The sequence below is a fragment of the Vibrio minamisatsumaniensis genome (genome assembly GCF_050337445.1).
Classification (GTDB): Bacteria; Pseudomonadota; Gammaproteobacteria; order Enterobacterales; family Vibrionaceae; genus Vibrio; species Vibrio artabrorum.
This window is the reverse complement of the sequence record NZ_JAKJSY010000097.1, coordinates 1-12,120: the sequence shown is the minus strand read 5'-3', so window position 1 is coordinate 12,120 and position 12,120 is coordinate 1. Positions and strand designations below refer to the sequence as shown.

12 protein-coding genes are annotated in these 12,120 nt (G+C 43.0%); 5 read left to right on the top strand and 7 right to left on the bottom strand.

Annotated elements, in window-relative coordinates; genetic code table 11:
- The first annotated feature begins 383 nt into the window (after positions 1-383).
- The gene (adhE, locus tag L4B77_RS17620) at positions 384-3,074 is read left to right on the top strand and encodes a bifunctional acetaldehyde-CoA/alcohol dehydrogenase (RefSeq protein ID WP_429752015.1); all 2,691 of its coding nucleotides are present in this window, start codon (positions 384-386) and stop codon (positions 3,072-3,074) included.
- Between the two features lie 180 nt (positions 3,075-3,254).
- Here the strand turns inward: adhE and L4B77_RS17615 are convergent, their stop codons facing one another.
- From L4B77_RS17615 to sodB, 3 genes are all read right to left on the bottom strand, one after another.
- On the bottom strand, positions 3,255-3,938 hold the full coding sequence (locus tag L4B77_RS17615) for an SDR family oxidoreductase (RefSeq protein ID WP_261837699.1): 684 nt from the start codon (positions 3,936-3,938) through the stop codon (positions 3,255-3,257).
- A gap of 272 nt (positions 3,939-4,210) precedes the next feature.
- Entirely contained in the window at positions 4,211-4,714 is a 504-nt protein-coding gene (locus L4B77_RS17610) for a VC2046/SO_2500 family protein (RefSeq protein WP_261837698.1), read from the bottom strand.
- Between the two features lie 247 nt (positions 4,715-4,961).
- Positions 4,962-5,546, bottom strand: coding sequence for a superoxide dismutase [Fe] (gene sodB / locus L4B77_RS17605; protein ID WP_004734050.1), 585 nt, complete (start codon positions 5,544-5,546; stop codon positions 4,962-4,964).
- Positions 5,547-5,815: 269 nt separating this feature from the next.
- Here sodB and L4B77_RS17600 point away from each other — a divergent pair, with 269 nt between their 5' ends.
- Complete coding sequence (locus L4B77_RS17600) at positions 5,816-6,154, top strand: Grx4 family monothiol glutaredoxin (protein ID WP_004741702.1); 339 nt, start codon at positions 5,816-5,818, stop codon at positions 6,152-6,154.
- A 99-nt stretch (positions 6,155-6,253) separates the two neighbouring features.
- Positions 6,254-6,883, top strand: coding sequence for a DsbA family protein (locus L4B77_RS17595; RefSeq protein WP_429752010.1), 630 nt, complete (start codon positions 6,254-6,256; stop codon positions 6,881-6,883).
- A gap of 178 nt (positions 6,884-7,061) precedes the next feature.
- Here the strand turns inward: L4B77_RS17595 and L4B77_RS17590 are convergent, their stop codons facing one another.
- Positions 7,062-8,387, bottom strand: a complete 1,326-nt coding sequence (locus L4B77_RS17590; protein ID WP_429752008.1) for a Na+/H+ antiporter family protein — start codon at positions 8,385-8,387, stop codon at positions 7,062-7,064.
- Positions 8,388-8,453: 66 nt separating this feature from the next.
- A complete protein-coding gene (gene rnt / locus L4B77_RS17585) occupies positions 8,454-9,095 on the bottom strand; it encodes a ribonuclease T (RefSeq protein ID WP_261837695.1) in 642 nt (213 codons plus the stop codon).
- Positions 9,096-9,282: 187 nt separating this feature from the next.
- Here rnt and motY point away from each other — a divergent pair, with 187 nt between their 5' ends.
- Positions 9,283-10,164, top strand: coding sequence for a flagellar protein MotY (gene motY, locus L4B77_RS17580; RefSeq protein WP_429752005.1), 882 nt, complete (start codon positions 9,283-9,285; stop codon positions 10,162-10,164).
- A gap of 147 nt (positions 10,165-10,311) precedes the next feature.
- Here motY and gloA read toward each other — a convergent pair whose 3' ends face one another.
- Positions 10,312-10,728, bottom strand: a complete 417-nt coding sequence (gene gloA, locus L4B77_RS17575) for a lactoylglutathione lyase (protein WP_261837693.1) — start codon at positions 10,726-10,728, stop codon at positions 10,312-10,314.
- Between the two features lie 733 nt (positions 10,729-11,461).
- The gene (locus L4B77_RS17570; RefSeq protein WP_429752003.1) at positions 11,462-11,818 is read right to left on the bottom strand and encodes a hypothetical protein; all 357 of its coding nucleotides are present in this window, start codon (positions 11,816-11,818) and stop codon (positions 11,462-11,464) included.
- A gap of 72 nt (positions 11,819-11,890) precedes the next feature.
- Between L4B77_RS17570 and L4B77_RS17565 the strand changes: the two genes are divergently transcribed.
- A partial coding sequence (locus L4B77_RS17565) for a transposase (protein WP_429751821.1) occupies positions 11,891-12,120 on the top strand: 230 nt, incomplete at its 3' end.

Below are 12,120 nucleotides of genomic sequence, written 5' to 3'. Positions count from 1 at the left end.
ATCTAGCCCCCGAAACACTATGGATATACTCTCAGTAGCACGAATATCGCTGTATACATGTAATAAAACTGACTAAAAATGAAACTTTTTTACAGGTTATGACGCGATGTAGAAAAAAAATGTCTGTTTGCTTGTTTTTTGCTCGAGTGAAAAGTGTGATTTTAATCTAACTAAATCATGAGCTTAACTTTAATTCTGTGATTTCATTACTACTTTATGGTTAATTATTTTTTGGGAACTGATCTGGGTCAATTTTTTTTACACTGTGAAATAATATACTCAGTCCTGAAAGCAATTTACTAAGAACGCTAGTGTTTAAGGTTAAAGGCAAACAGCGATTTTAATAAAAAGTTTTTAATATTTATTATTTTAGGAGATCCACTATGCCTGTAACAAATTTGGCTGAACTTGATGCACTCGTAGCTCGCGTAAAAGCAGCTCAAGCAGAATTCGCTACTTACTCTCAAGAGCAAGTAGATAAGATTTTCCGCGCAGCATCATTAGCAGCTAACCAAGCTCGTATTCCTCTAGCGCAACAAGCGGTAGCCGAGTCAGGGATGGGTATTGTTGAAGATAAAGTAATCAAAAACCACTTTGCTTCAGAGTACATTTACAATAAGTACAAAGACGAAAAGACATGTGGCATTCTTGAAGAAGACGATAGTATGGGCACTATGACTATCGCTGAGCCTGTAGGTATCATCTGTGGTATCGTACCAACCACTAACCCTACTTCTACCGCTATCTTCAAGTCTTTAATCTCTCTTAAAACTCGTAACGGCATTATTTTCTCGCCACACCCACGTGCGAAGAACTCGACTAACGATGCAGCGAAACTAGTTCTAGATGCAGCAGTAGCAGCGGGCGCGCCAAAAGACATCATCGGTTGGATTGACCAACCATCTGTAGAGCTTTCTAACGCTCTAATGAAGCACGATGATATTGCACTTATCCTTGCAACTGGTGGTCCAGGTATGGTTAAAGCTGCATACTCTTCTGGTAAGCCAGCAATCGGTGTCGGTGCGGGTAACGTTCCTGTAGTTATCGATGAAACAGCTGACATCAAACGTGCTGTTGCATCTATCCTAATGTCTAAGACTTTCGATAACGGTGTGGTATGTGCTTCTGAGCAAGCGGCAATCGTAGTAAGTGAAGTATACGATGAAGTGAAAGAGCGTTTTGCTTCTCACAAAGCTCACGTTTTATCCAAAGCTGATGCCGATAAAGTACGTAAAGTACTGCTTATCGACGGTGCGCTAAACGCGAAAATCGTAGGTCAACCTGCTCCAGCAATCGCTGAAATGGCGGGTGTTAAAGTTCCTGCAGACACTAAAGTTCTTGTCGGTGAAGGTCTAGGTAAAGTGTCTTACGATGACGAATTTGCTCACGAGAAACTATCTCCTACTCTAGGTCTATTCCGTGCTGATAACTTCGAAGACGCGGTTGCTCAAGCAGTAACCATGGTTGAAATCGGTGGTATCGGTCATACATCTGGTCTATACACTAACCAAGATGTAAACGCAGACCGTATTCGTTACTTCGGTGACAAACTGAAGACGGCTCGTATCCTTGTAAACATCCCAACTAGTCATGGTGGTATCGGTGATCTTTACAACTTTAACGTTGCACCATCTCTAACTCTTGGTTGTGGTTCATGGGGTGGTAACTCTATCTCTGAGAACGTAGGTCCTAAACACCTAATCAACAAGAAAACTGTTGCGAAGCGAGCTGAAAACATGTTGTGGCACAAACTACCTAAGTCTATCTACTTCCGTCGTGGCAGTTTGCCAGTTGCTCTAGGCGATCTGGAAGGTAAGAAACGCGCATTCCTAGTTACTGACCGTTTCCTATTTAACAACGGCTATGCAGATGAAGTAGTGAGCCTATTGAAGGCTTTGGGTATGGAAGTTCAAACATTCTTCGACGTAGAAGCTGATCCTACATTGTCTATAGTTGAGAAAGGCGCTGAAGCAATGAAGAGCTTCCAACCAGACCTAATATTGGCTCTAGGTGGTGGTTCACCAATGGATGCAGCTAAAATTATGTGGGTAATGTACGAGCACCCAGAAACTCACTTCGAAGAACTAGCAATGCGCTTTATGGATATTCGTAAACGTATCTACAAGTTCCCTAAAATGGGTCAAAAAGCTGAGCTTGTATGTATTACTACAACTTCAGGTACGGGTTCAGAAGTTACGCCATTCGCTGTTGTTACTGACGACAAAACTGGTGCTAAATATCCACTAGCGGACTACGAACTAACGCCAAACATGGCTATCGTTGATGCGAACCTTGTTATGAACATGCCTAAGTCTCTAACTGCATTCGGTGGTTACGATGCAGTAACTCACGCACTAGAAGCTTATGTGTCAGTTCTAGCGAACGAATACTCAGACGGTCAAGCTCTACAAGCACTTAAGATGCTTAAAGAGTACCTACCATCAAGCTACGCAAATGGTGCAAATGACCCAATCGCTCGTGAGAAAGTGCACAACGCGGCTACTATTGCTGGTATCGCATTCGCGAACGCGTTCTTAGGTGTGTGTCACTCTATGGCGCACAAGATTGGCAACGCATTCCACTTGCCACATGGCTTAGCGAACGCTCTACTTATCTCTAACGTAGTGCGTTATAACGCGAACGATAACCCTACTAAGCAAACAGCGTTCTCTCAATACGACCGTCCACAAGCTCGTCGTCGTTACGCTGAAGTTGCTGACCACCTAGGTCTGAGCCAAGCTGGTGACCGTACTGCTCAGAAGATTGAACGTCTACTGATTTGGTTAGAAGAGCTAAAAGTTGAACTAGACATCCCACTATCTATTCAAGCTGCGGGTGTTAACGAGTCTGACTTCGTTGCGAAACTAGATGAGCTAGCGGTTGAAGCGTTTGATGATCAGTGTACAGGTGCGAACCCACGTTACCCTCTAATCACTGAGCTTAAAGAAGTTCTAACAACGTCGTACTTCGGTACTCCTTACGTTGAAGGCGAAACTTTCGAAGGTACTACGGTAATCCTTAAGAAAGAAGACCAAAAGCCAGCTGACAAGAAAGCAGCAAAAAATAAAAAATAAGAACTGAAGTATAAGTAACATTCAGTTTTGAGATAAGTTTTCGCTAGCACGAACCTTATCTTATCGGGAAAAGATGAAAGCCCCAGTCGAGAGACTGGGGCTTTTTTTATGTTTGGTTCGTTTGTAAAACGGATTGAAAGGCTACTTAATATGAGCGGAGTTAGTCATGTTCATTTGGAATTAAACCTCTGCCGCTACAACTCGCCCACTGAAGTAGTCATTCGAGACAATGTACTCAGTGGTTCTGGTTAATTCGTCTTGCAGCTGCGCCCAATGACATCGGTTGAGCTTGCCATCGGAGTTATGAACGGCGGGGACCACCCCTCCAACTCGAATACCAAATGGATTCAGTTCTTTAGCCCAACTGTGGGTAAAGCCGGTGATCATTGAGTTTGCACTCTCTAAACCGGACACATCATGAAAATCATCGTGAGATATGACATTCACAATCACGCCTTCCTTATTTTCTTCTCGTAATCTTTCCGCACAGATTTGACCAAATGAGAAGAGGGTCGACGCCATAGAAGATAGGTCAGTAATAAAGCGGCTTACGGGCTGGTCACCAATCAGGCTCGGCATTGGTGAGCTAATCCAGTTATTGACTAATACATCCGGCGTGGTGTTGAAGGTGGTTTGAATAAAATCAAATACGCGACTAATCGCTTGGTTGTCATTACTATCGAGTGTGTAGTAATAAACCGAATCAGAAAACCGGGTGCATTGTGAATAGGTCGTCTGAAGTGCTTGCGTGTCACTATCGCAGAGAATGACGGTGGCTCCAAGGTTAACAAAGTGGTTGGCTATCGTCCCTCCGAGTCGTGAACCAGCAGATGTTACCAATATGATTGAGCTTTTTATTTCCATCCCAGCACCTAAACAAATCGTTCATGTCAGACAAGGGTGGGTTAAATTTTGTACAGTTGGTGTGAATTGGCTCAAAGTAAGGCGTGCCAATTAATAAGTTTTTATGAACTTAGTGGCAAGTCACATTTTGTAGTAACTTCAAGCAGTAACCGGCGAGTCGAGTTTTTAGTTCATCCAAGGCTAATGGTTCATATTATTTACGTGAATGCTTTAAAATATGACGAACTAATTAAGAATGGCAGTAAAGTCCACGTGAAAAAGGCAGGTGATCGTTATGCCTGAGCTTGAATTTGATACTGACGGTGGGCCGTTGATAGTTCATTGTAGAGCGTAGCAAGTGGTAGATCAGGTAATTGCTTGTTGGCTAATTTACGTCGGTCATGACCTGAAAGGTTTTGGTAAACCTCTTCGGGTAAGTCGGCTGTATCTTCAGGCATGAAGGCAAGCGCTTCAGGTTTTAAATAATGGCTGAGCTTAGCGCTGGCAAGACTAGCTTGATGAAAATGATTAGATTGCTGAGCTGAAATCTCATACGACGACTGGTTTGAACGCAGTTGTTGAGGTTCTGCTACGCCAAATTGTTTACGCAGGCGATCTTCATTTGTTTCTGTGACTTCGATGGTGTCGATGGGGGTGCAATCACGAACATCATTAGAAAACAGAGATAGCAACAACGCGAAATCTGCACGGCGACCTTGTTCAACCGCTTGGCTGATCCCGATGCCGAACTTGAGTTCGTTGATGATTCCTGCTTTGTCTAAAGTATGTATTTGCATGTTACCTCTCATTGGATACACCTTTAACGGCATGGTGGTGGCAAACTTTAGTCTTTAATTACAGGCAAATAGAGAATTTATGCACAACAGATGAGAACGGGAATAATCGCTTAAAAAGTCGGCTATATTGATGGATTTATTTAGGATTGTCTGGATTGTCTGGAATGTGATAGGAACAAAAAAGCTCACGCCGGGGCATGAGCTTTCAATAGATAACTCGCTATAAATAGCGGAGCGTAAGCAATAATTACTTAGCTAGGTTCTCTTCTACGAAAGACCAGTTTACTAGGTTCCAGAATGCAGCCATGTAGTCAGGGCGAACATTGCGGAAATCGATGTAGTAAGCGTGTTCCCATAGGTCAACCGTGAGAAGTGGCGTAACACCTTCTTCTGTTAGAGGAGTAGCAGCGTTAGAAGTGTTAACGATGTCTAGAGAACCGTCAGCTTTCTTAACTAACCAAGTCCAAGAAGAACCGAAGTTGTTGATGGCTGAATCAGTGAATTTCGCTTTGAATTCTTCGAAAGAACCGAATGCAGCGTTGATAGCTTCTGCAACAGCGCCAGTTGGTTCGCCGCCTGCTTTAGGAGCAAGACAGTGCCAGTAGAACGTGTGGTTCCAGATTTGAGCAGCGTTATTGAAAACACCACCAGTAGAAGTCTTAACGATCTCTTCTAGTGTTTTGCCTTCAAACTCAGTACCTGGGATAAGGCCGTTTAGCTTAACAACGTAAGTGTTGTGGTGCTTACCGTGGTGGAAATCTAGCGTTTCAGCTGAGATGTGTGGTTCTAGCGCGTCTTTCGCGTAAGGAAGAGCCGGTAGTTCAAATGCCATTGCTCAATTCTCCATTGATATGAAAGAGTTAACTCTTTCGATTGCTTCCAGTGATATTATTATTCATAGTTCGCTTTACGGCCAACCATGGTCAATTTGCTGACTTGCGATATAGTTTAGCAAGTTTTTACTTTATTAAAAGCTTAATTGATCACTTTTGTGTGAATTGTTAGTTCAGTGTGTTAACCGCTTTTTTTATATGGTTTTTATTCTGTTGGTTTGGGGTAGAATAAAGGCAATACAAGCCGTCATCCATTAACGAGGAAGCAATGGAAACTATCGATAAAATCAAACAGCAAATTGAAGAAAACACCATTCTACTTTACATGAAAGGTTCTCCTAAGCTGCCAAGCTGTGGTTTTTCTTCTCAAGCATCTCAAGCTCTAATGGCGTGTGGCGAAAAATTTGCTTATGTAGATATCCTACAAAACCCTGACATCCGTGCAGAGCTTCCTGCTTACGCACAATGGCCAACTTTCCCACAACTTTGGGTTGAAGGTGAGCTAATCGGTGGTTGTGACATCATTCTTGAAATGTTCCAGAAAGGTGAGCTTCAGCCAATCATCAAAGAAGCGGCTGCGAAAGTTGCTGGCGATGATGCTGAGTAAGTTCTAGTTTGTACGCTGAACAGTAAAAAATGAGGGGCCTTAATCGGGCTCCTTTTTTGTCGGAATTGGTCGAAGAGTCGACTCGATAAGGAACGAACAATGGACGTAAAACTTCATTATGTACATGATCCAATGTGCAGCTGGTGTTGGGGATACAAGCCAACACTTGAGTTATTGAAACAGCAATTGCCCGCAAGCATTGGGTTTAACTACGTAGTGGGCGGTTTGGCACCGGATTCTGATGAGCCCATGTCAGAAGAGATGAAAGGCAAGCTACAAGCGATTTGGAAGCAGATCGAAACTAAATTGGGTACTGAGTTTAACCATGAGTTTTGGACTGAGTGCCAACCAGTTCGCAGCACTTACCCTGCGTGCCGTGCCGTGATTGCCGCCGGTTTTCAAGATCACTACGAAGCGATGCTTGAAGCGATTCAACACGCTTACTATTTGCGTGCGATGTTGCCACACAGCCAAGAGACGCATTTGCAGTTAGCTGCAGAGTTAGGTATGAATGTGCAACAGTTTGAAAATGACCTTTCTAGCAAATTGTTGGAAAGTGAATTAAATGACCAGTTAGGCTTTAAAGAAGCGATCGGTGTGCACTCTTACCCGACCTTAATGCTTGAAGTTAATGGTATCTTCACTGAAGTTGAATTGGATTACCACTCAACGGAAGCAACGCTCAAGTCTATTCGCCAAATTCTTGTGAATACTCCCCCCGCGGCATAATTCGGCGAGCTCTGTTTCTTTTAGCTTAAACAAAGGCTTACTTATAAGAGTAAGCCTTTGTTTATCCGATGTGACAGGTTTATTGAGGCTGAGAATGATGTGACAGGACAACGAATCCAGAAACAAAAAAGACCGCGCGAGGCGGTCTTAAAAATAGGTTACTTATTGTGTCTCGGTTCTACAGAACCATCGCTGCAATCCAACCGAATACAACCAGCGGTATGTTGTAGTGCAAGAATGTCGGTACCACCGTGTCCCATACGTGTTCGTGTTGACCATCCATATTCAGCCCTGATGTTGGGCCTAATGTTGAGTCAGAGGCGGGAGAACCTGCATCGCCTAGCGCGGCTGCGGTGCCCACTAGCGCGATAGTTGCCATTGGTGAGAAACCAAATGCTGCCGCAAGCGGAACGTAGATTGTCGCGATGATTGGAATGGTTGAGAATGAAGATCCAATGCCCATGGTTACGAGTAGACCAACAACCAGCATAAGCAGTGCTGCGAGAGGTTTGTTATCGCCAATGCTGGTTGACAGTGCTGAAACCAGAGACTCAACACCACCAGTTTGCTTCATAACCGCTGCGAAACCTGCCGCTGCAATCATGATAAAGCCAATCATTGCCATCATGTGAACGCCTTTGGTGAAGACATCTTGTGTCTCTTTCCACGCAATTACGCCACCAAATGTAAATACCATGAAGCCAGCTAGAGCACCGATGATCATAGAGCCTGTAGACAACTGAACGGTCAAGGCTGCAACAATGCCAACGCCCGCAACAAGAACGTGCTTCTTATTGATCTCTTTGACTTCTGTTGAAACAACAGTATGAGACGTTTCTTTGTATTGACGTGGTTTACGATAAGTAAAAAATACTGCCGTTAGTAGGCCAAAGAGCATACCGGCTGCAGGTAATAACATGGCCATTGGTACTTGGCTTGCTACCACGCTTTCAAGCCCATTTTCGTGAAGATTCTTAAGCAGGATGTTGTTTAGGAAAATGCCACCAAAACCTATCGGCAGTACCATGTAGGGAGTAATCAAACCAAAAGTCAGCACACACGCAACGAGACGACGATCTAGTTTCATTTTTGCGAATACACCTAACAGAGGTGGGATTAAGATTGGGATGAAGGCGATATGTACTGGGATTACGTTTTGTGAAGACATCGTCACTAGGACTAAAGAGACAAGCATGCCATATTTTAGACCATTTGATGCAGCACTATTTTCTTGGCCGTGGATGCGTTTTATGACGCTTTGAGCAAGTAAGTCTGTAATACCAGATCGAGAGATTGCCACCGCGAAGGTGCCAAGCATTGCATAGCTAAGCGCGATTTCCGCACCACCACCTAATCCGCTTTCGAAAGCCGCGACAGTATCGTTGACACTCATACCAGAGGATACGCCACCGATAATTGCGCTCAACGTGAGAGCAACGACGACGTTTACGCGCATCAAAGCTAAAACAAGCATGATGCAAACTGAAATTACAACAGGGTTCATATAATTCTCGAGATGTTGTGTTTTTATGAAGGCAATACCAACGAGTATTTACCTAGTCTATTTATGTTATTCGTCAACAAGAGGCCAACCACCAAGGGCTTTCCATTTGTTTACAATGCCACAAAATAACTCTGTGGTTTTTTGTGTGTCATACAAAGCAGAGTGTGCTTCTTTGTTGTCAAATTCCATCCCAGCAGTGCGGCAAGCTTTAGCCAAAACGGTTTGACCGTAGGCAAGACCACTAAGAGCTGCCGTATCAAAAGTGGCAAATGGGTGGAAAGGGACGCGTTTAAGCTTACAACGCTCACTTGCTGCATTGACGAAGTTTAAATCGAATGTAGCATTATGAGCGACCATAATTGCACGGCTGCAATCTGAAGCTTTTTGTTCTTTTCTCACTAGCTTATAGATTTCTTTAAGGGCTTCTTGCTCCGATACAGCACCACGTAATGGGCTAAATGGATCTTTAATACCGTTAAAGTCTAATGCTGCTTGCTCTATATTGGCGCCTTCAAAAGGTTCAATATGAAAATGAAGCGTTGACGCCGGGTGCAGATCACCGTTTTCATCCATTCTTAATGTAATGGCACAGATCTCTAATAATGCATCGGTTTTTGCGTTAAAACCGGCGGTCTCCACGTCGATGACTACTGGAAAATAGCCGCGAAAGCGATTTTTTAGAGTCAGAGCTTCGTTTTCTACAGTCATGTTAGCCCAATAAGTGTGATTGAGGCTGCATTATTGCAGAAAATAGAAATGATAAAAACCAGCGAGTGGCAATAATAGATAAATTAGCCAATCAATTTCGGCTTGATATTTGCATATTTAAATGGGACAGAAAGGTGCGGCAATTGTTCGCATTGTTAAACGAATTGCTTAAGAGATACTCCACTCTATGAAGAAACAACTCCTAACAGGCTCATTGCTGTTCTCGCTACTGATATCCTCAACGGTTTTGGCGCAAGAAAAGCACTACGGAGCCTCGCCTCAACAATCGAAATGGGAGATGGTCACTAACACGCCACTTGAATGTCGCTTGGTTCATCCAATCCCTAACTTTGGTGAAGCCGAGTTTTCATCTCATGCGAGTAAAAAAATCCTGTTGGACTTTGAACTTAAAATGCGCCGTCCAATGGGGGCCACGCGTAATGTAAGTTTGGTCTCTATGCCACCGCCTTGGCGTCCTGGAGAGAGAGCCGATCGCATAACAACCATTAAGTTCTTCCAACAATTTGATGGGTATGTTGGTGGCCAAACGGCTTGGGGCATTTTGAGTGAGTTGGAGAAAGGGCGCTACCCGACATTCAGTTACCAAGAATGGCAAAGCCGAGATCAACGTATTGAGGTGTCGTTGTCTTCTGTATTATTCCAAGAAAAATATAATGTATTCAGTGATTGTATAGCCAACTTATTACCATACAGCTTTGAAGATATCTCTTTTACTATCTTGCACTATGAGCATAATAGTGACCAACTGAACAAGTTGTCTCGAAAAAGGTTAAGTCAGATTGCTGAGTATATTCGCTACAATAAAGATATCGACCTTGTGTTAGTGGCAACGTATACCGACTCTACAGATAGCAAAGATATTAGCCAAAATCTTTCGGAGCGAAGAGCGGAATCGTTGCGAGAGTACTTTAAATCACTGGGCTTACATGAAGACCGTATTCAAGTTCAAGGTTATGGCAAGCGTCGTCCTGTTGCCGACAATAACTCGCCAATGGGTAAAGACATGAACCGACGTGTTGTCATTTCTTTAGGCCGTACACAGGTTTAAGCTATTATTTGAGTAGACTCTGAAGCGTCGATTGTTCACGGTCTCCATCATTAGTGCACACATTAAAAAAGAAGCGAGCATAGTGCTCGCTTCTTATGTTTTTAACATCAGGATTTTAAACCGATGGTTTAGAGTGGTGTGGAAGGATTAACCTTCTAGACCTGCGCTTGCTTGCTTGTTCTGAATCAATTCGATCATGTAGCCGTCAGGGTCTTTAACGAATGCGATGTGTGTCGAACCACCTTTAACTGGACCCGCTTCACGAGTTACGTTACCGCCTGCCGCTTTGATCGCATCGCATGTTGTGTAGATGTCATCAACACCGATCGCAATGTGTCCAAAAGCAGAACCTAGGTCATACTCAGTCGTGCCCCAGTTGTAAGTCAGCTCAATGACAGCACCTTGAGACTCGTCACCAAAGCCAACGAAAGCCAGTGTGTATTCGTACTCTTTATTTTCGTTCTTACGTAATAGCTGCATGCCCATTACTTCTGTGTAGAACGCGATAGACTTATCTAGATCACCAACGCGTAGCATGGTGTGTAAAATACGGCCGTTTGACATGATTTGCTCCTAGCTTTAACTGTGTATAGGTTTTTGTCATTCTTGCATAATGCCGCTAGAAAAGTGCGACATTGTTTAGCTTCTTAGCTTCTTAGCTTCTTAGCTTCTTAGCTTCTTAGCTTCTTAGCTTCTTAGCTTCTTAGCTTTTTTCGCTTAGAGTTAGCCTAGACGTCAGTTTTTTCCTTGAATTATCTTTATATGAACTAAAAATCATCTTTACTCGGTGGGTGAGTGAGTGATTATCTAGTAAGTATAAGGTGTTTGGTGATATCAATGACCAAAAAACATTACAAACACCCTAGATTTTGTAAAGGCGATAATTTTATAAGGCTTAACTAGATAAAATCATACGCAATATCCTTTACAAAAACAGTAACAAATAAATCAAATAAATTGTAGCTGACTTTACCCAAAGTCTTGGCAAGGCGATGGCCTCACTGCGTGAACCATCACCCTGCTAAAAGGGTATCTAGGGGAATGATGGTAAAGTAAAATAATAAAGCCACTCCTGACGCTCGCACGGCTCGCTAGTCGCTAGGCGTTTATGATTTTTCTTGACCATCGGTATCACTCACAAAAGAGCTCACAAAAGAGCTTTCGTAACTCGTTTTTGGACAAAAACACGTTAGAGTATAGATTCTAACGTGCCAACATTGGATTAGAAAAAGTATCTTGAAGCCTTAACTTTTGAAAGCCGTCTAGAATTGTCAGGACTTACAGTACTCCTTTTTAATTAAATTGGCTTTTCCTCCGTAATTATATTTTTAGATAAATCTTTTAACTTTTTAATAAACACATCCCAGTTATAACCTGCGATACCACCAATAGATAGATACCCTAAAGTGGCAGTGTAATGATCTTTTGTATCAAGCCCCCCGGATAACACTACTAAGCCACTTTGAATAATGGCGAATGCTAGAGTCCCTATTATCAGAGCCAGTAGAGGAGAAAACAAAAATCCCCAAAGGTGGTCTTTATCAAAGGCTTTTTCGATTGCCTGATATCTGTGGAAAGACACAATAGCTAAAAGAGCACCTCCAAGGACAGCTCCAACTTGTGTAAAAAGTAACGAAACAGCTATGCTTGGCAAAGCATGATCTTGATCCGCACCAGAAGTTTTGGACACCGAGTTAAGTGAGTACAATCACTAACGAGGTGAACAATGACAACTAAGAAAACACGAATCAAACATGCTCCTGAATTTAAAGCCGAAGCGCTTAAGTTAGCAGAGAAAGTCGGTGTCTCTGCTGCCGCACGACAGCTTTCGCTATATGAATCTCAAATTTATGGGTGGCGTAAAGCCGTCAAAAAAGATGCGAAAATCAGCGATAGAGAAAGGGAGCTCGCCACTGAAAATGCCAAACTCAAACGATTATTGGCAGAGCAAGCTGA